The sequence below is a fragment of the Cupriavidus sp. D39 genome, from assembly GCF_026627925.1.
In the GTDB taxonomy this organism is placed as follows: Bacteria; Pseudomonadota; Gammaproteobacteria; order Burkholderiales; family Burkholderiaceae; genus Cupriavidus; species Cupriavidus ulmosensis.
On sequence record NZ_JAPNLE010000005.1, the window covers coordinates 1 to 18,505 of the forward strand.

The following is an 18,505-nucleotide window of genomic DNA, read 5'->3' on the forward strand; positions in this document are numbered from 1 at the left end:
ACGCTTTCGATGCGGCCACGACTACAGGCTGGCCTCCGCGCGACTGCGCTGCCCCGGTCGTATCTGCTACAACCATACCGCCACCGCCCGCGTCTCGAAGCTCAAGACCATGCTGCAGGAGCACTCTGTGAACATCTTGCCAACTGGTCATCTTGTTGTCCTTCAAGACACGCCGCAGCGGGTCGGCTGGAACTCGCGCGCACCACTCTTGAAGCGATTCGTCCCCTGACCAGGTTCCCACTGCTTCGGCCTTACCCTGAACGCGAGCAATATCGTCCTCCACATAGGACGCGTCCTCAACGACGAGCTTCCTTCCGCCCACATCCACGACCTTGAACAGTCCCGAGTCGTGATGCCACCCAAAGCGGATCTCAACCTCTCGCGCTGCTCGATGGAGGGTCTTATGATCAAAGCCCAACGGCACAGCCTTGAACGTTTGCGGGTTCACCCGATTCACCTCCACATGGACATGGATGTTGTCGGTATTCGCATGCACCGCGGCGATGTACTGGTGGTCAGCCATGCCCAGAGCGCCTAACGTGTGACGCACCGCCTCAAAGATGTCCTCCGTCTTCGGCTTCTCGTGCTCAGGCCAGGAAAGGATGTAGTGGTACACCGGGTTCTTTGCGCGGGCATTCTTATTGGCTACCGCATACATTTCGGCTGGGGCTGTGGCCAGGCTTGTGACGTTGCCAATTTCCACGGCAATCGTCTTCTCGACTTCATCTCCAAGCTCATCTAGCACTGATTCTTGCGTGATGTACTGGGTCAGCCGGTCCCAGCTCGTCGTGGTCGGCGGTGCTGCCTGGTTCTGGATTCCATCGGTGATGTACTTGCTCAGATCTTTGAACGACGAGCGCCCGTCCCTGCGATTCTTCGGAACCTTCACGATCATCGCCGTGCCCCTTCGCTCCAGACACGCTGGATCGCCTGCACAACCTCATCAAGTGCACGCTGCAGGTGCTCTTCGTGAATATCGTCGGCCACTTCGTGCAGAGCCTTCAATCCGGCGGCAATCTCCCGAAGCAAATTGATAGCGTCAACATCGGCGCGACCGCGAGTTTGCCGCTTTAAGCCGGCGGCAAGCAGATACTCAGACAGCGGCATGGAGCATTCGTCCGCCTTTATGAGAAGCGCTGCCTTCTCGTCCTTTGTGACGCGCAGTTTGCAGATCTCGGTTTTGGGGTTGTCTACCTTTGCGAATGCCATAGCAATTTCCAACGTCAGAAATACGGGTCTCGGGGCGGAGCCCTGAGCAGGCCGCAGAAGGCCGAATCCGCGACGGGCGCCGCAGGCGACCCAGCGGATTCGGCCGGTGGGGTCACAACACTTGTGTTGTGGCCACATCTGCCATCCTGTCCTGTTGTTCTGGGGTTATTTTTCTATGTTTCCGTCTATGGATTTATCCATAGACCTGACTAGGGTTTCGGCGTGCCGATGCCCACAGAGTGTATGCCATCTGCTACTATAAAGAAATCACGAAAAGGCATAGTTTCCTGACGCGTGCCGGGTGAATTCCCGGCTGTCCGCGTGCAACGACGCTCGCCACAGTCCAGACCGCAAAGCAGATGACAAAGCTTGAAACTCATGAACTCGAAAGCGTAGAGCGGGCGCGGAAACTCCTGCTCGCGAAGTTCTTTGATAGCGCGGCTACGGACAAGCTGCGGAAGAAGGAAGCTGTTCGCCAACTGCTGGGAACGATCATCGCTGTACGAGAAGCTGGGATGTCATTTGACGAGATCGCGACCATCTTCAGTGAAGCGGGGCTCGTTCTCAATGCCAACACGTTGCGCTTGTACTTCTATCAATTGAAGGCGCAGGCCGACATTGCCGCGCACGAAAAGGCCCACGCCGACCAGGTCGCGCGCACCCGATCTCAGCTGGAGAGCGACGACCGGCAGCGCTTTAGCCAGGATGCGCTGACCGAGGCGCAAGCCGTGGCGAAACGTAAGCGCTCCCCGCACTTCCCCGAACCGCCCCCAGAGGTGCCGCCGGCGGCGGCGCCTTTTGCAATGAAGCCGCAGAAGGCGGAAAAGCAAAAGCCCGCGCGACCCCTTATGGGGGTCGCGCCGCCACCCAACGCATGCGTTGGGGGCGGCGATTTCTAGGGCGGGGAGGGGTCCCTTGAGCCGCCGGCGGAGCCGAGTAAGCCCGTGCCCGCCGAAGCGCCTCCCGTTGCACCGAGAACAGAAGGCATCGGCCCGACGATCGAAGAGGCTCTGCAGGCCGGCGCAAGCATCCAAGGCGTGAGGCCAGATCTCCGCGAGAACGTTGTCCTTCACCAAGGGCGTCTGTACTACGAGAGCGGAGAAGCGTTTGACGCGACGCTTTCCAAGGCTCAGGCGTACTTGATTCGCCAGACGGGCAAGATCATCGCGCCCACGGTCATGACGTCCACGAAGGACTTCGTGACGATGCCGACCAAACTCTGAAACGCTTTTTCCAACGTCAGAAAATGACCTTTGACAGTGAATTGGATTGTGCAATCCAAACCGGATTGACGACCTCGAACGGCATCCTGACCGGCCAGATCCGCGTAGCGGCAACACCAGAGATGTACGGGCCGCTGGAAAAGCTGTACGACGTATTCAACGAAAAACTCTTCGGCGGCGCCTTGCCGGGATGCCTTCTCACGCTGCAGCGCGAGCGCAGAAATTCTTACGGGTACTTTTCACGAAAGCGCTGGGTGAGCAGAGCAGGGACGTTCGCGGATGAGATCGCACTCAACCCAAACCACTTTGCCGTCACGCCGCTGCTCGAAGCACTGCAGACCCTGTGCCACGAAATGGTCCACCAGATGCAGAGTCTCTATGGCAAACCTGGCCGGCGCGGCTACCACAACAAAGAGTTTGCTCGAATGATGGCGGAGGTCGGCCTTCAGGCGTCCAACACCGGTAAGCCTGGTGGAAAGGAGACGGGCGAGTCGATGTCGGACTATCCCATTGCCGGCGGAAAGTTCCTGCAGGTAGTCGAGGATCTCTTAGCGTCGGGATTCACGATCGCATGGATGGACCGCTTTCCTCCGGTCGCTATCGTTCAACTAGCCGCAGCGAACACTGCCGCGCCGGCGGATCTCGGCGACGCCGCATCAGAAGCACTGACGTTGGCCAGCCTCCCGCTTTCAGCCGACACGCTTGCCAAACTCTCCGTCCAGGCTGACCCCAGTCAGCCTCCCAGCGCCCCAACCAGGACAAAGTACACCTGCGCGTGCATGACGAACATATGGGGCAAGCGGGGGATTCTTGCAACGTGTGGCATCTGTGGCAGCCAGTTCCTTCCTGCGAAGCCAACAGTCGCCGACAGCGAAGACGACAAGCCGTAGGCCGCCGGCGGGCGGCGGGCGGCGGCGTGCGCGGGCGCTGAGTTAGTGAGACTACGCCTCTAGCTTAATCAATGACTTACTAACGAATTCGGTCACGTCGCAGACGACGCCCGAACAGAATTCGTTAGACTCGCCGGATCTGTGACGCGAATTAGTTGGACTGGCGGGATGTTCGGGTCGGTTGATAATGTAGCCTCCTGACTCCATGACTCGCACCGTGATAGACAACCCTTCCTCAGCTACCGCGCCCGATCCCAACCTTCTGACGCAAATAGAAACCGCCGACATTCCGGAGGTATACCAGCGCTTCGCCAACGTTATTGATGCGAGGCGTTGGACGTGCCGTGTAAACAAAATGAAGGCGGAAATCGAAGGCAACCCTTTCTTGACTGACTTCCTGCGTCACGAGAACGACATCGCCTTCGGTCTGGAGCGCTGCGGTGACCTCATCGAACGGTACGGGCAACTGCCCAGAGATCTGGAAGCGGCTCGCATGCTGTACCCGGCGATCAGCTTTGCCGCACAGACGCTCTCCATGATGGACTTGGCCACGCATGTGGAGGCTGAACGTCTGCGGAAGCGTGTCGAAGGAGCGCTGAATAATCCAAAGGACATGCGTGCGCTTCGACTTGAGTTGATCGCGGCTACGCACTTCACCCGTCGTGGCCATCGGCTTGAATGGCCGGAGATGACCGGGGGCGGCACTTTTGATCTGCTTGTTCCCGATCTAGGCAGGTGTGGTCTTGAAGTTGAGTGCAAATCGATTTCGGACGACAAGGGACGGAATATTCATCGGCGCGAGGCGCTGGCCTTCCATCACCTCTTTGCCAGCGAGCTTGAGACAATTCGCAAGAACTTGAGCGTGGGCTTAGCTGTGGTACTTACAGTTCCAAGTAAACTGCCCAGTCGGCACGACGCGTGCAAGGCATTGGCAAAGCGAGTCCGGCAGCAGATAACCATTGGCCGAAGTGGCCGCCTCGACGACGGCTCAAACGTCAGGATCGCTGAGTTTGATCTAGCGCAGCTTGGCAATGTTGCAAATGGCCATCGCCCCGAAGTCGTGCGCGAGATAATCGCGAGCGTAACCGGCACGCAGAACCGCGAAGTGATGCTTTTAGGCACAGAGAAAGGCGGAGCACTCGCCTTTGTAATCCAGAGCGCGGAGAACGACGACCTCCTAGGTGCAACGTTTCGGACACTCCGCGATGCGGCTCAACGGCAGTTGACAGGCAACCGCCCTGGCATCTTGATGGCGGGCTTTGATGGTCTCGACAGTGAACAACTCTTGTCCATTGCCCGACAGGACAACGATCCTCGGTTTCAACCTACGGCACTGAAGATCAAGGTGAGCAGGTTCCTGTCGTCGCATAACCGCGATCACGTAGTCGGAGTCAGTTTCCTCAGCCGCAGCGTGCTGCGGCCTGTTGCGGACAGCATCGTGGAGTCTGGCGGTACCGCCTACCATTTTCCAAGGCGCGAAAGCCTGTTCTGGCATGACGACTTCAGTGGTCAATTCACGCCGCCGGCCTCTGAAAGCGAATGAACGCGGCGGCACATCACTGCGCACGGTTCTCGAATGGACGCTACAGCTACGGTTCTGAAACGATAGTTTTTTTGCGAGCAAAATAGCGCGGTGTCTACCAAGTCAAGCGTTCGATCGGGAACACCATCGCGCGGTTGCCGTCCTGATAGAAACTTGCCTCGATCACGACCCGTTTCGCCTTCCTCGCCGATGTGATGAATTTGCTGGACGGCTTGATGAATAGTGCGGTTGAGCTGTAGTCAGATGGCTGATATGCCGAATAGCGCGCTGCGTGTCCGTCATCGAATCGAACCATTACGGAACAAGCCTCTACACCACAGACGAACTGCCCTTTGTCGATCGATAGAATGACATCCGTGCCGTATCTGGGATGCTTTCGAATCTGGAGGTTTGCTGTCGAGCCCCCGCTATACGGGAAGTTGAAGTCAAGCTTCCCCGACGCATCGACTGACGCGAAGTGGATCTGCTTGCTGGTAATCTGATCCGGTTGATCGAAGTACGTCCAGTCTGAGCGGGGCGGTTGGGGCGTCTCTACGGGAGTATCGCTAGCCGCGGCCGCAGCGGCGGAATGAGTCGGGGGAGCAGCGCTGGGCGCTGCCGCGCTGGACGAGTTGCTGTTGCCGGCTTTTGACGAGGCGAAATTCCCGAGGACGATTGAGCACAAGAGAAAGACTCCGGCACTCGCTGAGCACACCTTTAACCGTGACGGCGCGGGTTTTCCCTTGCGACCAAAGGTCGACGGACTGATTAACCCAACGAAGAACGCAAAAAAGCTTCCCACCAGTAGAAACGCGACTATGAAATTCATTTTTATGGTCCCCGGATTGTGCGGCGTAATTGTATTGCATTGCGCGGATTAACCACGGTGCGCGAATTGGCGAGCCGCGTTCTGTCTGAAACTGATACTGCTGATTGGATAGTGCGCTTGCGGACGCAGCAATACGAGCTGGACAACAACCCACCCTGAACGTCCACTGTCATGGCAGTTGGCCAACCGCATCGGGTCGAAAGCGGCCGTCCATCATCACGTTTGAGCAGCACTCGCCTGCACCGGCTGCCCAGCAATCCAGCAAATTCCGGATTTCCGGTCCAGCAAAAGCGCACCTAGTCCAGCCAATTCCGGTTACGCACACGGCGTTCGAGGCCAGCAGGCAAAATCAAGCCCGGGATATTGTAATGGCATCTCAACTGCCATATAATACTACACATATAGCAATGTTTTTTATGGTTGGTTCGATGCACCTGAACGTGACACACACGAACGAAACGCTGGGCCTCTTGGCAATGCTCGGCGTCCCGGCTGCGGCCAGGCAATTGACGCTGTTTTGCGATGAAGCGCATGAGCCTATCCCTGGTCGGTCCAAGCTGACCCGTCGCGCCACACTGGATCTTTTCGCCCTCACGGCCAGCGCCTCTACAGAGGCTATTGCCTCCCTCGCGGCGAAGGTGGCGAGATTCGCTTCCGGCATGTCACGCGCTCGAGATTTCGGTGCCGCTGGTCATGCTGGGCATGCCGTGGGCGTGGACGTGGGCCAACTGTCCCGCAAAGCGATGGGCGAGCTCGCGGAGATGGTCGCTACGAAGCGTACCCCTGTGTTTGTGGACTCGGGCGCCTACAGCATGTTTCGTCGGCAGCAGGCTGATCTGGCCGCCGGCAAGGAAGTCGTCGCGCTCGACTTCGGCCAGATCCTCGCTCGCTATGAGCAACTGGCCGAACTGATCCACGAGAAAAACGAAGCAGAAGAGCAATTGCCGGGACCCCTCGTCTCTCTGCCTGACGTGATCGGCGACCAGCACGGTTCGCTCCATCTTCTGAAACATCATTCGGCCTGGATAAAGGCTACCGCGCAATTCAATGTCCTGCGTCTCCTTGTACCGATCCCCCGAGGCGACAGCTACACGCTCTCGCACTACTACGACGCGGCGGTATTGGCTGCGGGCACCGACAACTTCGTCGTCGGTATCCCGACGGTTGCGAATCCTTGGTCCCCTGCAGAAGTGACTGCCTTCTTGCTCGATCGCAAGCCACGGGCCATTCACTTCCTCGGCTCGTTGCATGACAGCCGGCTGACGAAATGGCTCAAGGCAATCGTCAATGCCGGCATGAGCGACGCGATAGAAGTCTCCGCTGACGCGAATCCGCTCCGTAGCATGGTCCTGCCGCGCGACGGCACCAAGCTCGCGCCGGGTGAGCGGTGTGATCGGATCATCGACGGACTCAGCGCGCGCGCTCGCGCTACGGAACTCTCGAATGTCTTTGCACAATACGGTGGCCGGGATCAGATGCGCGAGGTGCTGGGCGGCGCAGATTTCGAGCGTCAACAGCGATTGCTGGGCTTGATCGCGGATCTGTCAGGTACACCGCAGGAAATTGTGCGGCGCGACTTCGGGTTGGCAGATGGCCCGATCGAAGGCGATCGGAAGGTGGAGCACGGCACAGAGTACGTTCTGCGAAATGGCCGCTGGCGGACCAACGCAGAGCAGTCGCAATCCGCACCCTCAAACACGAAAATCGTTGGCAGCGAGCGCCTGTTGCTCGTTGCGTGCTCAGCAGCGAAGAGGCAAGGGCGATATCCAGCGGCGGCCCTCTATACCGGCGCGCTTTACGGCGTGCTCAACAAGTGGATTCCCGCCGGGCATGCGCGGCCCGATGTGCACATCCTTTCGGCCAAGCATGGACTCGTGAACGGCGCCACGGAGCTCGAGACCTATGACCAGCGCATGACGCCGCAACGCGCTAAGGAACTGGCCGCTCAGGGCCTGGATCTGTCGCAATTCAATGGGAAGCGCTACCGCGAGGTCTTCATCGCCGGCGGTGCTGACTATCGCGAGGTGGCTCGTGCATACGTCCAGCAGCTCCTGGACGCGGGAGTCATTGCCGCCGACGCCTCACTCGAATCAACGAAGGGCGGCATAGGTGAAATCCGCGGGCAACTGGCGCCTACCTGCGTTCGTGCACTTTCGATTCCCTCTGACCAACCCACGCCCCGATTGCACCTTACACGTCATCGTCAACTACACAGGACAGGAGCAACATGATCAACGTCAACCTCCAAGCCATCACCGCACAAATGATTCAGGCGTCCATCAGGGATGCCGATCTCGATGCGGCCCTGCAGCCGCTCATGGCCGTCGCCGGCATCCTCCACGGAGACGTAGCGGCGGCACACTTTGCCTCAGTTATGGATTCCGACAACTCGCAGTGGCAGGAGGGCACTTTTGAACAACGGGAGGCTTTCATTCGTAGCTGGATGGATCACGAAGCTGCTGCATTGCGTCGCCAAACGCGTGCTAGTTTCGTTGAACTCGCGGCACGCACCTATGACGACGGTACAACTGTCGTGGTCGACCAGGAGGAGCCGGAGATCCGCCTCGCTGTTGAAACCCCCGGCGCTCAACGCGTTTGGGTCAAGGCGTGGGTATGGGTGGATCAGCAAGCCTCATACTTCTCTTCCTCCCTGACTCATCTAAAACCATGACATCACTATTGCGCTACGTGCTTGCCATCATCTTTGCAGTCTTCTTTGCTTCGGCTTCCGCTGCTGACTTCTCGGGGACAGTGGTAGCCGTCCTGGATGGAGACACCATCGACGTTCTCGTGGACAAGACACCCATCCGCGTCCGCCTGGCTGGCATCGATGCCCCAGAGAAATCGCAACCCTTTGGCTCGCGCTCAAAAATTGCCCTGTCGAATCTTGTCTACGCAAAGCAGGTCCTCGTTCAGGACCAGGGGCCGGACCGCTATGGAAGACGCATTGGCTTCGTATGGATGGATGGCGTCTCAATCAATCTCCGCCAGGTTGAGGCCGGCATGGCATGGGTCTATCGACAGTACACGAACGATGCTTCATTTCTGCGTGCCGAGACTAACGCGAGGGCCATCCGGCGTGGCCTGTGGACCGATACGAGCCCTGTACCACCCTGGGAGTATCGGCATTCAACAGGCGTACGCACTAGCGAGACTGCTCGACCGCTCTCCCTTCTGGGGAAATGAGCCCCGGCATGTGCCAATAGATCTGCGATAGGTCGGAGGTCTGCCTGTGGCCTCAACATTGCCAATGCGCTGCCGTTAGCTCGTGGTATCCCGCTGTCCTCGCCCGCTGCATGCGGGCAATTTTGTGAGAAATCGGAATTCGTCGGACTGCGTTTTCCGAGAAATCAATAACTTAACCGCTAATTCCGTCGCCGCTCGGGCCGTTCAGAACCGGAATTAGCCGGACTGCAGTGACAAGATGCGCGAATTGGCTGGACTGCAGTGCAGTGCCATTTTGCGCACGTTTCTTGGCTTCCTACCCGAGCAGCCTGCAGCGGGAACTCGCCCCCGGGTCAGTGGCTGTTGCCGACCCGTAGCGGGCGCCCGGAAAAACAATGCTTCTAGGGCAGCTGGCAAGGGACAGCGGTCGTCCACTGCGGGTTGTTGTATTAGAGGATGAGTCAACTCATCGACCGCTCTGGTCAAACGCGTCCCGCTCAATTTAGTGGACTATCGCTACTTCCATAGAGCGCAAGGGGGTGTGAGAAAGCTGCCATGGGAGATCGAATCGTTACGATTGAAGCGAGCGGCCAGGTTGCGGCTTCGGTCACCATGACCGAAGGTCAAGGACGTGATATCGCTTGCTTTCGCCGTGGCGTCGTCTATCTTAGCACCTGAAGCTCGACGCTCTGCTGGAGAAGTTACTACCGGTATTGGATCACTTCATTCAAGCGGACGCGCCCATTAAACTCCGAACAGGGCTATGGCTAGAATCAATTAAAACGCCTTAGCTCTTTAACCAAGTGAGGAATAAGATGAATTTAATCGACTACTTATTATCTAGCGCTTTGATCTTAATTGCTGCATCGTCGCAGGCCATTGCGCAAGAACCGTCAAAAAACAATGGCCAGAGGTGCGAGTCGAATGAGCAGTGTTTCTCAACCGCGTGCTGGCCGGGCCCAGGGAATGGAGCGGCGCGTTTTTGCATGGCAAAATCAAAGAATTGCGCGTGGCCTGACACTGACGGATTCATGTACGGAGCAGAAAAGACGTGGCAAGGGGACAAGGTAGTCTGCATGGATGCAAGCCCCAAATCTCCTGGATCACAAGGGCGTTTCGCTTACCCCAAATAAGGTGCGCAGAGATCCCTTATCAGCTGAATGCAAGAATAAAGGGTTGCGGAGGTCACAGATACGTTTTTCGGCGGGTAATATGAGACGAAATTTGATTGGCATGTGCACTTTAGCATTCGCGTGCATAACTGCCAGCTTCGGGCAATCAATGATTACCATTCGACTCAATGGCCAGTACATGTATTCGGGCGATACGAGCGTTATCGAGGTGTTTGACGTAAATTGCAACTTAACTAAAGGGCTAATTACCTTGCAAGGCAAGCAAATAGTTCTATTGCCGATTTGCAGCAACGACTCCGGCCACGGCAACATCCGATATCGAAACGTTACCAACAACGGTAACTGGGTAAACGCCTCACTTTTAAGTGACGGGGACGATGTTTCTCCTTAGTTGGATCGCTTTGGTTCCGCCGCGAATGCGGTCCCATCGGTTTGCACTAGGTAGCCTCGGGCCTTGAAAACAAAAGGAATCGGCTGTTCGCTTAATCTTGCACAATCTTTCGCCGGACAGACGACATAAAAGGACTAACTGCGAATGTCCGTTCTCTGGGGTGGAACCGACGCTCGAACGTGCGTGTGCAAGCATGGGCGGAGGTCCGTTGATGGCCGACAACGGTCCCCCTGGCAAGCCGATCCTCGGCGCTGGACCCCGCCTGGCCGGCTTCCTATCGTGCTTGCGACGACAGCCGCCATGCCGGAATTCTGTCGTCGAAGCTATCGAACCACTCCCGGATTGCGTCGGCCACAATGCTTGGATCGCAGGTGGCGGCATCCGGAACGCATGCCCGAATGAGACTTTCGACGTCAAAGCGCTGTTCCGCCCGAGCCCGCCGAGCATCGGGGTTGCGGGCGAGAATAGTGAGGTGCTGGTCGCGGATCGGAATGTAGCGCATGGCGAAGACAGGTAATGGAGTCCCCCGTATTGACGGCCTCCTCCCAAATATCTTGAGCCACGCCCAGTGACCAGAGGGTGAACCGACCGACCGGTCTGGGTCGGCGTTGGCGGGAATTGCACGGCAGTCCGGCTAATTCCGGATTTCCAGTCCAGCAAAAGCGCTCGTAGTTCGGATAATTCCGGTTTCCTACAATTTTGTGAGGAATCGGAATACGTCAGACTGCATTTTCCGAAAAATCAATGACTTAACAGGCTAATTCCGCCGCCGCTCGGCCGTCTTAGACCCGGAATTAGCTGGACTGCGCTGACGAGAAGCGCGAATTAGCTGGACTGCTCCTCACCGGTTGCTCACTGGCTCTTAGCGACCCATTGCGGTCATAAGGACTCTCGGAAAGCTGACGTTCGACGCGGCGGGGCAAACGCGTCCTGGACATTGCCCGTTGCGTACCGGTCACGAATAGCCAATCGTGACAGGATTCAATCAGGGCTTCCTTCGCCAACTGAGTGGGCTGCATCGCCATCCGGGGCATGCGCTATCGAACGCCGCGAATGAACGCAAGTATTCCCGTGCCCACTGTATCGTCGGGGCTGTTGATCGAAAAAACCTCGGAGAAGTGGTTCTGTCCCGGGAAGCGTGTGAATGTTGGACAGCGGTTGGCTTTGCAGAGCGCGTCCTGGAGTTGCAGCGCCTGGCGCTCCACGGCGACGGGATCGAGTTCCGCGGTTGCCACCATGAGTGGCAACGGTGTCTGCTGAAGTCCGGGCACTGACGAGCGTTCCGCGTACCGGCTGACGTCGTCGCCGAAATATGCCTTGAGCGCCGGGCTAATCTCGGCGGTAGCGGGGTCGAAGATGGTCGCCGAAAGAAACGCCGCGCCAGCCAGTCCTACGCCAACCGGTCCATAGAACTGTGGGTGGGCGACATAGGAGGCCCCGAGCACCGCGCCAGACGAGTGACCCACGAGAAAGACCCGTTTCGGGTCGCCGCCCCGCGCGGCGATGTTCTCCTGAACCCAACGCACTGCCAGACCCAGGTCTTCGGTGCCCGCTGGCCAAGAGTTCTGCGGTGCCATCCGGTGATTGAGATTGACGCCGATCAGTCCGCGGCTCGCGGCCCATAGCATCACGTTGTCGTAGAAGGGGCTGTCGGACGCATGTTTGTCACCGCGCACGAAGCCGCCGCCATGCACGAAGATCAGCACGGCACGCGACGACTGGAGCGCGGTCGCGGGTACGAACAGGTCCAGCCTCTGGCTGTCTGCCGGCCCGTAGTTCAGATCCCGCGAGACACGCACTCCCGAATAAGACTGTGCCTTCAACAGCGGCACATACAGGGCGGCGGTGCTCGACGGGTCAACGACTCGTTCCAGCGCCTTGAGCTTTTCGTCAAGATCGGGCGGCACCTGCGCCAGGGATAGGTGACTGGCGACGCCCAAGGCCAGGATCGCCAGGGCGCGCCCGAAAATTTCTCGACGGCTCATCACAATCTCCCGACGCAGCTCGCACGGTGACCAATCGGGGTCTTGTCTCCGCACAGGTCCCAAGTCTGATGCATGACCGCCACGTGTGCTGCGCCACGCTTCAACATCAATATATAGATTACCGGGTAGTCAACTGCAAGACGAGAGCAGCACCTAACGTCCGCTGTCCTACGCCCACGACCGATGGGACCGCTTCTGGCCGGACAGCGGTCGTGCGCTGTCCCGGGCTTCTGGACCATACCTCTGGAGCAGCCGCGCGCCCATCGGGCTGCACGGCAATCCAGCCAATTCCGGATTTCTAGTCCAGCAAAAGCGCACGTAGTTCAGCTAATTCCGATTCCCTACAATTTTTTGTTTGTTTGCTGCCCATCCTCTCGAATTATCTTGATATGGCACTTCAACTTCCATATAATTATTTCACTGTTTGGGATAGGAGAAATGATGATGAGGCAGCAGCAGGGAACCAATAGCTTCGAGCCGACCGATCTGTTGCGCTACATGCTTGTCCACGTGACCGCAGAGTGGATGCCGGTGGGCACCAAGATCCCGGCCTACTGGAATGGCTCGCGCTGTGTCGATGGCGGTGTAAATCCGCACAAATCTGGCAGCAAGAGGGACTGGTGGAGTCAAACGGGCAGTCGGCCTGCTCCTGGCGGATGTGTCTAACAGGGGGTCGTGGTAACGAAGGAAGGTTTGACGCTGGGCGCGTCGAAGGGAGCCCGTAGGGCGACTGGAGACGCGCCCAGCGTCGCGTCAAGTGAACGGTCTGGCACGTGGTAGAAAGGCGATCTCGCCGAGGAAACTACCGGCGCGACACCGCAGCAAACCGCCAAGTTCAGTCCGGTGCCGCGCCCCACAGGAATCGTAATGCGGGCGGATGGCCTGCCCCATGACGGAACGCGTGAAGGCGCAGTATCGCACTGCTTGCGCGCTCCGTCGATCCCCAACGAATCTTCTTCGGCGTTCGTTCAGGAGCGTCGATGCAGCCCACGGGCCGACTGTTCATGTGCGCCCGCTGCCGGGCGCAAGTCTTCATTTGTCGTCGCTGTGACCGCGGCAACCGCTATTGCACGGCCGACTGCGCACGTGCTGCCCGACGCGAGAGCCTGAGCGCTGCTGGCCACCGCTATCAGAGCAGCCGCCGTGGGCGCTTTGCCCATGCGGCGCGAGCGCGCCGTTACCGGGCCCGGTGCAAGTTGGTGACGCATCACAGTTCACCCGCCACAGCCGCGAATGATGTACTGCAGTCGGACCCGATTGACGCCGCCGCCGCGGTGGCTGCCACCACTTGCGTGGTGGTGGCAGCGCCGGCGACGTCGCGCTGTCACTGCTGTGGCTGCCCGTTGCCAGCGCTGGTGCGTACCGGCTTTGTGCGTCGTCGAGGTCCCCGTCGTGTTTATCACTTCAATCGCGGAGACCCAGATTGACTATAGGAGCTGAACGAGAGGCGCAGATCCTGCGCTACTACCACGTCGAGAAATGGCGCTGCGGCACCATTGCGCGCCAGCTTGGCGTGCATCACGACACCGTGCGACGGGTGCTGGCGCAAGCCGGGCTGCCGCGGCACGGGCCGGTGCGCGGCTCGCTCATCGAGCCATATCTGCCATTCATCCGCCAGACGCTGGAGAAGTTCCCCACGCTGACGGCCCGCCGGCTGTGGGAGATGGTGCGCCAGCGCGGGTACAAAGGCGGGGCGGACCACTTCCGACATCTGGTTGCGATGCACCGGCCGCGCCCGGTGGCCGAGGCATTCCTGAGGCTGCGCACGCTGCCAGGCGAACAATGCCAATGCGACTGGGCCCACTTCGGCCACCTGGAGATAGGCCGGTCCCGTCGGCCGCTGATGGCCTTCGTGATGGTGCTGTCGTACTCGCGCGACATTTACCTCCGCTTCTTCCTGGATGCGCGCATGGAGAACTTCCTGCGTGGCCACGTTGGCGCCTTCACCCACTGGGGCGGGCTCGGCAAGGTCATCCTCTATGACAACCTGAAGAGTGCTGTGCTCGAGCGCCAGGGCGATGCGATCCGCTTCCATCCGACGCTGCTGGCGTTTGCCGCGCACTACCGGTTCGAGCCTCGCCCGGTGGCGGTGGCACGGGGCAATGAGAAGGGGCGCGTCGAACGGGCCATCCGCTACGTGCGCGACAGCTTCTTTGCTGCGCGCAAGTTCGCAGACCTGGACGATCTGAATGCGCAGGCTGAGCAATGGTGCCGCACCCTGGCGGCAGACAGGCGATGTCCGGAAGATCAGGCGGTGACGGTACGCGAGGCCTTCGCCATGGAGCAGCCGCTGTTGCTGGCATTGCCAGACAATCCGTATCCCGTGGAGGAGCAGGTTGAGGTCAAGGTCGGCAAGACCCCCTACGTGCGCTTCGACCTGAACGACTACTCGATCCCGCACACGCATGTGCGCCGCACGCTGACGGTACGCGCCGATCCGGAACAGGTCCGGGTATTGGGTGGGGCCGAGGTGATTGCCCGGCATCGCCGCAGCTACGACCGCGGCGAGCAGATCGAACTGCCGGCGCACATTGAAGAACTCGAAGCTCGCAAGCACCAGGCCCGCCAGCACCGGGGCGTCAACAGCCTGACCCGGGCCGTGCCGGCCAGCCAGGCGCTGCTCACGCGCGCCGCCGAGCGCGGCGAGAACCTCGGTGCGCTCACCAACGCACTGCTGCGTGTGCTCGACCGGTACGGGGCGGCCGAGTTGCAGGCCGCCATCGACGAAGCGCTCGCCAAGGGCGTGGCCCACATGAACGCCGTGCGTCTGGCGCTGGAGCGCCGCCGCGCCGCGCGGGGCGAGCCGCCACCGGTGGCCATGGAGCTGCCCGAACACGTGCGCCGCAAGGACACGCCCGTGCAGCCGCATCGGCTTGATACCTACGACCAACTGACCCGGAGCCGTGATGATGACCTTGAACGCGAATGAAATCCTGCGCGCACGCGCGCAAGCGCTACGCCTGAACGGACTGCTGGAACACTGGGCCGAGGTGGACGGCGCCGACTGGGTGGCGCCGCTCATCCAGTGGGAAGAGGACGAGCGTGGCCACCGCTCGCTGCAGCGACGCGTGCGGGCTGCAAAGCTGGGCCGGTTCAAATCCCTGAGCGACTTCGACTGGCAATGGCCCGAGCGCATCGATCGCGTAGCCATCGAGGAACTGATGACGCTCGCCTTCCTCAAGGAAGCGACCAACGTGGTGCTCATCGGCCCGAATGGCGTGGGAAAGTCCACCCTTGCGCAGAACTTGGCGCACCAGGCGCTGCTGCAGGGGCATACGGTGCTGTTCACCTCCGCCGGGCAGATGCTTGGCGAGTTAGCCGCGCTTGACAGTGATTCCGCTTTACGCAAGCGTCTGAACCGCTATGCCTCGCCGGACATGTTGCTCATTGACGAGGTCGGATATCTGTCCTACGGCAACCGCCACGCCGACCTGCTGTTCGAGTTGATCAGCCGCCGCTATGAGGCCCGCAGCACAATCGTCACCACCAACAAACCGTTTGCAGCCTGGTCGGAGGTGTTCCCCAACGCTGCCTGCGTGGTCTCGCTGGTTGACCGGCTGGTGCATCGCGCCGAAGTGATCTCGATTGAGGGGGAATCTTACCGGCTCAAGGAAGCACGCGAACGCGCCGAGCAGCGCACCAGCAAACGAAGCAGGGCCCGCGCGGAGAAACGGCCATGAACAAGAGCCTCACACACCTGCCTTCCGGCATCAAGCGCGGACTCGACTTCCTGGTCGCCGACAATTGGACGCCCGAACAGGCATTGGCCGTCTTCGAACTGCTCAGCGACTTGCGGGCGCGCGTCTGGATGCACTATTGCGTGGACTTGCACGACCAGATCCGCGAGCAACGATTCCCGCCGAAAGACTCTGACATCGAAGACATCCTGGGAGGGTTCTGAGCAGCACAACAACCTCCTCGCCAACAAGGGGCCCCGCGTGGGTCCCTTATTGATTGCCGCACCTTGCCACCATTTATGCGCGGATTTAGGCCGCCGCTAACACGCTGGAACGACTGGATCACACCGCAGTTCACTGCAGAGGGTATCGCGATGGTGGCGGCGGTGATGCCCGACGTCGTCTTCTATGACAAGGCGAGCGGCAGGGTCTCCGTGGTCGATGATCCGGGCGAGGGTGATGTGGGGGTCTTCGAGGTCAAGGCAGTCGACACTTTCGTGGACGGCAAGCAGATCCCTACATACGGGATCGAAAACTGGTGCTGGGAACTCTCGGAGTAAGGAATGAACACGCTGTTCAAGAATGAGGAAGCGCCCGAACGGTCCGCAGATGCAAAAGCGGAGGCCTTCGCAGAGCGAATCAACATTCTGATGGGCATTGATAGCTGCAGGTGGTGCCGGATGTCGCGTGCTTACTTCGCGATCGTGCCCGTCCATATGACCCTTGTTGCCCGAATGATCAGGCAGTTGTTTGAACAAGCCGGGTGCGCACGGGTTACGTATTCCCGCGAGGCTGGCTCGCTCGAGGCCGGTATCGACGGTCTCCAGGTCAGCGGCTACCTGGTTGCGTAGCAGATGGCCAACACTAATCGAATCGAAAACTAACCAAGGAGATTCCCGATGTTCATTGCTCGTTACCGCGACACCAAACGTGAGGTTGAAACGCTCGGCACGTTGGAAGAGGCGCTGATGTGGTTGCAGACACGCGCTCTGCCGGGTCTGTTCGAAGTTGTCGGACCGCGTTCGCTGAACGCATGATAGGCGGGTCCGCCAAGAGGGGCCATAATGTGCGCTACGCTGGATATCGCACGATCTTTGCCCCTTTTATGGAATCAAACGAAATCACCATCAACGAACACGGGTTCTATCAGTTCCCGATTCGAGACATTCGTCGGCTGTTTGTTGTGCTCGTCGCACTGGAGCGAACTGGCTTGACCAGCACGGTCGCCCTCGAAGATCTCACGGGGCACCACAGGCATACCATCGCTGGTGATCTGCAGAGGCTTCGCACTGAGCTGTACGTGGATATCTCCGTGACGGACGGATTATCCGAGAAGCGCCGCCCTGTAAAGCTCTACGAACTCGTCGGCTGGGGCCCGATACTGAATCGCGAAGGCGTGGTCGCCGCGGCGCAAGCCACAGAGGTGCTCTAGGCCACGATGACTTGGAGAGTCACTATGAAGGTTGGCATTGTTTCGATCGAGGCGGCGATCAATAGGAGCCGCAACGCAGGGGTATTACCGGCGTCACGCTGTCTGCTGATGTACGCGCCCTTGCGGAGGTTTGGGGCATCATGATCTATTACGGCATGACCGAGATTGACCTGGACAGCATTACCATTCACGCTCGCGAAGCGTTGGCACGTTGGACCGATTAAAGTCGGCAAAAAGTCATTTTTTAATTCAGTAAAGGAAGTTTCATACATGGCTAAAGAAACCAAGAAAAGCACCGGCTGCCCGGTATTCATCTGCCACGGCGACAAGGGCGGCGTGGGCAAGTCGATGGAATGCGCGGTGATCTGCGATTGGCTGGACAAGTCTGGAATTGAATTCGCGCTGGTCGACGGCGACACGAGAAATCCGGACGTTGCCCGCATGTTCAAATCGGTTGCCCCGGTCGCTCAACTGAACCTGCGCACGCATGACGGCTGGATGGATCTCACGGACTTCATGTCCGAACATAGCCATCGCGTGATCGTCATCTCGATGCCAGCTGGCATCGGTGAAGAGCTTAGCAAGGAGGGCGCCTCCTTCGTGAACACGATCCGCCTGCTGGAACGACCGATGCACCTGTTCTGGGTCATCAACCGCTTGCCGGACAGCGTGAACCTGCTCTCCGAGGCAGAGAAGACCCTCGGCGGCGATCTCGCAGGCAGGTATGTCGTGAAGAACCTCTACTTCGGTCCCGCCGAGAAGTTCACGCGTTGGGATACCAGCACGACTCGTTCGAACTTCGAGCAGGCCGGCGGCGTCACACTGAAGCTGCCGGAGCTCCACGAGCGCACCGTGGACAAGCTGTACGCCGACAACGACGCGATCATGCCCTTTTCTCGGGCGGTGCAGCCCGTAGGACAGCACAAGGAAAGCGTCCACGGCTTTACCGCCAGCGAGAACATGGAACTGGTGCACTGGGTCACCACTAACCACAACACGCTCGAGTCCATTCGTCATCGTCTGGGCCTGTAACTTTTCTGACGTTGGAA

The 18,505-nt window shown here is 59.3% G+C and carries 21 protein-coding genes; 16 read left to right on the forward strand and 5 right to left on the reverse strand.

Translation table 11 applies throughout. The features are described from left to right. On the reverse strand, window positions 1-895 hold an 895-nt coding region (gene traI, locus OMK73_RS03515), incomplete at its 3' end, for a TraI/MobA(P) family conjugative relaxase (RefSeq protein ID WP_267600779.1). Next, a complete protein-coding gene (locus OMK73_RS03520; protein WP_267600780.1) occupies window positions 892-1,209 on the reverse strand; it encodes a plasmid mobilization protein in 318 nt (105 codons plus the stop codon). The genes OMK73_RS03520 and traI, both read right to left, overlap by 4 nt. A 359-nt stretch (window positions 1,210-1,568) precedes the next feature. On the opposite strand from OMK73_RS03520, the gene OMK73_RS03525 reads away from it, so the two are divergent. The 4 genes from OMK73_RS03525 to OMK73_RS03540 all read left to right on the forward strand — a co-directional run bounded on the left by OMK73_RS03525 (window position 1,569) and on the right by OMK73_RS03540 (window position 4,865). After that, window positions 1,569-2,108, forward strand: a complete 540-nt coding sequence (locus OMK73_RS03525; protein WP_267600781.1) for a hypothetical protein — start codon at window positions 1,569-1,571, stop codon at window positions 2,106-2,108. 45 nt (window positions 2,109-2,153) lie between these two features. Further along, window positions 2,154-2,432 carry a hypothetical protein gene (locus OMK73_RS03530; RefSeq protein WP_267600782.1) on the forward strand — a complete coding sequence of 93 codons (279 nt, stop codon included), beginning with the start codon at window positions 2,154-2,156 and terminating at the stop codon, window positions 2,430-2,432. Window positions 2,433-2,455: 23 nt separating this feature from the next. Then, window positions 2,456-3,322 (forward strand): SprT-like domain-containing protein, encoded by an 867-nt coding sequence (locus OMK73_RS03535; protein ID WP_267600783.1) that lies wholly within the window; start codon window positions 2,456-2,458, stop codon window positions 3,320-3,322. 205 nt (window positions 3,323-3,527) lie between these two features. After that, on the forward strand, window positions 3,528-4,865 hold the full coding sequence (locus OMK73_RS03540; RefSeq protein ID WP_267600784.1) for a hypothetical protein: 1,338 nt from the start codon (window positions 3,528-3,530) through the stop codon (window positions 4,863-4,865). 94 nt (window positions 4,866-4,959) lie between these two features. Here OMK73_RS03540 and OMK73_RS03545 read toward each other — a convergent pair whose 3' ends face one another. Next, window positions 4,960-5,673: a hypothetical protein gene (locus tag OMK73_RS03545; RefSeq protein ID WP_267600785.1), complete on the reverse strand. Its 714-nt coding sequence runs from the start codon at window positions 5,671-5,673 to the stop codon at window positions 4,960-4,962. A gap of 407 nt (window positions 5,674-6,080) precedes the next feature. Here OMK73_RS03545 and OMK73_RS03550 point away from each other — a divergent pair, with 407 nt between their 5' ends. From OMK73_RS03550 to OMK73_RS03560, 3 genes are read left to right on the forward strand one after another with little or no spacing between them, the layout of a single operon-like run. Next, entirely contained in the window at window positions 6,081-7,904 is a 1,824-nt protein-coding gene (locus tag OMK73_RS03550; protein WP_267600786.1) for a DUF6884 domain-containing protein, read from the forward strand. Continuing rightward, on the forward strand, window positions 7,901-8,344 hold the full coding sequence (locus OMK73_RS03555; protein ID WP_267600787.1) for a hypothetical protein: 444 nt from the start codon (window positions 7,901-7,903) through the stop codon (window positions 8,342-8,344). Before OMK73_RS03550 ends, OMK73_RS03555 begins: the two co-directional genes overlap by 4 nt. Next, the gene (locus OMK73_RS03560; RefSeq protein ID WP_267600788.1) at window positions 8,341-8,859 is read left to right on the forward strand and encodes a thermonuclease family protein; all 519 of its coding nucleotides are present in this window, start codon (window positions 8,341-8,343) and stop codon (window positions 8,857-8,859) included. Before OMK73_RS03555 ends, OMK73_RS03560 begins: the two co-directional genes overlap by 4 nt. 1,777 nt (window positions 8,860-10,636) lie before the next feature. Here the strand turns inward: OMK73_RS03560 and OMK73_RS03565 are convergent. Both OMK73_RS03565 and OMK73_RS03570 read right to left on the reverse strand, forming a co-directional pair. Then, window positions 10,637-10,864, reverse strand: a complete 228-nt coding sequence (locus tag OMK73_RS03565; protein WP_267600789.1) for a hypothetical protein — start codon at window positions 10,862-10,864, stop codon at window positions 10,637-10,639. Between the two features lie 535 nt (window positions 10,865-11,399). Continuing rightward, the gene (locus OMK73_RS03570; RefSeq protein WP_267600790.1) at window positions 11,400-12,347 is read right to left on the reverse strand and encodes an alpha/beta hydrolase; all 948 of its coding nucleotides are present in this window, start codon (window positions 12,345-12,347) and stop codon (window positions 11,400-11,402) included. Window positions 12,348-13,770: 1,423 nt separating this feature from the next. Between OMK73_RS03570 and istA the strand changes: the two genes are divergently transcribed. The 9 genes from istA (at window position 13,771) to OMK73_RS03610 (ending at window position 18,488) form a co-directional block, all read left to right on the forward strand. Beyond that, entirely contained in the window at window positions 13,771-15,276 is a 1,506-nt protein-coding gene (gene istA / locus OMK73_RS03575; RefSeq protein WP_267600791.1) for an IS21 family transposase, read from the forward strand. Next, window positions 15,254-16,027 (forward strand): IS21-like element helper ATPase IstB, encoded by a 774-nt coding sequence (gene istB, locus OMK73_RS03580; protein ID WP_420715453.1) that lies wholly within the window; start codon window positions 15,254-15,256, stop codon window positions 16,025-16,027. The genes istA and istB overlap by 23 nt, the downstream gene beginning before the upstream one ends. Further along, window positions 16,024-16,248 carry a hypothetical protein gene (locus OMK73_RS03585; protein ID WP_267600792.1) on the forward strand — a complete coding sequence of 75 codons (225 nt, stop codon included), beginning with the start codon at window positions 16,024-16,026 and terminating at the stop codon, window positions 16,246-16,248. Before istB ends, OMK73_RS03585 begins: the two co-directional genes overlap by 4 nt. A 75-nt stretch (window positions 16,249-16,323) precedes the next feature. Then, window positions 16,324-16,584 carry a hypothetical protein gene (locus OMK73_RS03590; RefSeq protein ID WP_267600793.1) on the forward strand — a complete coding sequence of 87 codons (261 nt, stop codon included), beginning with the start codon at window positions 16,324-16,326 and terminating at the stop codon, window positions 16,582-16,584. Window positions 16,585-16,587: 3 nt separating this feature from the next. Continuing rightward, window positions 16,588-16,875: a hypothetical protein gene (locus OMK73_RS03595; protein WP_267600794.1), complete on the forward strand. Its 288-nt coding sequence runs from the start codon at window positions 16,588-16,590 to the stop codon at window positions 16,873-16,875. A 48-nt stretch (window positions 16,876-16,923) separates the two neighbouring features. Further along, window positions 16,924-17,061, forward strand: coding sequence for a hypothetical protein (locus OMK73_RS03600; protein ID WP_170301899.1), 138 nt, complete (start codon window positions 16,924-16,926; stop codon window positions 17,059-17,061). Between the two features lie 68 nt (window positions 17,062-17,129). Then, window positions 17,130-17,456 carry a hypothetical protein gene (locus OMK73_RS03605; protein WP_267600796.1) on the forward strand — a complete coding sequence of 109 codons (327 nt, stop codon included), beginning with the start codon at window positions 17,130-17,132 and terminating at the stop codon, window positions 17,454-17,456. 98 nt (window positions 17,457-17,554) lie between these two features. After that, window positions 17,555-17,680 carry a DUF3717 domain-containing protein gene (locus OMK73_RS38765; protein ID WP_420715455.1) on the forward strand — a complete coding sequence of 42 codons (126 nt, stop codon included), beginning with the start codon at window positions 17,555-17,557 and terminating at the stop codon, window positions 17,678-17,680. A 46-nt stretch (window positions 17,681-17,726) separates the two neighbouring features. Next, window positions 17,727-18,488 (forward strand): hypothetical protein, encoded by a 762-nt coding sequence (locus OMK73_RS03610; RefSeq protein WP_150986934.1) that lies wholly within the window; start codon window positions 17,727-17,729, stop codon window positions 18,486-18,488. The last annotated feature ends 17 nt before the right edge of the window (window positions 18,489-18,505 follow it).

Bases quoted from the DNA above. Each gene is read 5' to 3' on its own strand.
- OMK73_RS03585 (WP_267600792.1), top strand. From the start codon at position 16,024: ATGAACAAGAGCCTCACACACCTGCCTTCCGGCATCAAGCGCGGACTC.
- OMK73_RS03560 (WP_267600788.1), top strand. From the start codon at position 8,341: ATGACATCACTATTGCGCTACGTGCTTGCCATCATCTTTGCAGTCTTC.
- OMK73_RS03535 (WP_267600783.1), top strand. From the start codon at position 2,456: ATGACCTTTGACAGTGAATTGGATTGTGCAATCCAAACCGGATTGACG.
- OMK73_RS03595 (WP_267600794.1), top strand. From the start codon at position 16,588: ATGAACACGCTGTTCAAGAATGAGGAAGCGCCCGAACGGTCCGCAGAT.
- OMK73_RS03545 (WP_267600785.1), bottom strand. From the start codon at position 5,673: ATGAATTTCATAGTCGCGTTTCTACTGGTGGGAAGCTTTTTTGCGTTC.
- OMK73_RS03555 (WP_267600787.1), top strand. From the start codon at position 7,901: ATGATCAACGTCAACCTCCAAGCCATCACCGCACAAATGATTCAGGCG.
- OMK73_RS03570 (WP_267600790.1), bottom strand. From the start codon at position 12,347: ATGAGCCGTCGAGAAATTTTCGGGCGCGCCCTGGCGATCCTGGCCTTG.
- OMK73_RS03590 (WP_267600793.1), top strand. From the start codon at position 16,324: ATGCGCGGATTTAGGCCGCCGCTAACACGCTGGAACGACTGGATCACA.
- OMK73_RS03600 (WP_170301899.1), top strand. From the start codon at position 16,924: ATGTTCATTGCTCGTTACCGCGACACCAAACGTGAGGTTGAAACGCTC.
- OMK73_RS03550 (WP_267600786.1), top strand. From the start codon at position 6,081: ATGTTTTTTATGGTTGGTTCGATGCACCTGAACGTGACACACACGAAC.
- OMK73_RS03540 (WP_267600784.1), top strand. From the start codon at position 3,528: ATGACTCGCACCGTGATAGACAACCCTTCCTCAGCTACCGCGCCCGAT.
- OMK73_RS03605 (WP_267600796.1), top strand. From the start codon at position 17,130: ATGGAATCAAACGAAATCACCATCAACGAACACGGGTTCTATCAGTTC.
- OMK73_RS03520 (WP_267600780.1), bottom strand. From the start codon at position 1,209: ATGGCATTCGCAAAGGTAGACAACCCCAAAACCGAGATCTGCAAACTG.
- istB (WP_420715453.1), top strand. From the start codon at position 15,254: ATGATGACCTTGAACGCGAATGAAATCCTGCGCGCACGCGCGCAAGCG.
- OMK73_RS03610 (WP_150986934.1), top strand. From the start codon at position 17,727: ATGGCTAAAGAAACCAAGAAAAGCACCGGCTGCCCGGTATTCATCTGC.
- OMK73_RS03525 (WP_267600781.1), top strand. From the start codon at position 1,569: ATGACAAAGCTTGAAACTCATGAACTCGAAAGCGTAGAGCGGGCGCGG.
- OMK73_RS03565 (WP_267600789.1), bottom strand. From the start codon at position 10,864: ATGCGCTACATTCCGATCCGCGACCAGCACCTCACTATTCTCGCCCGC.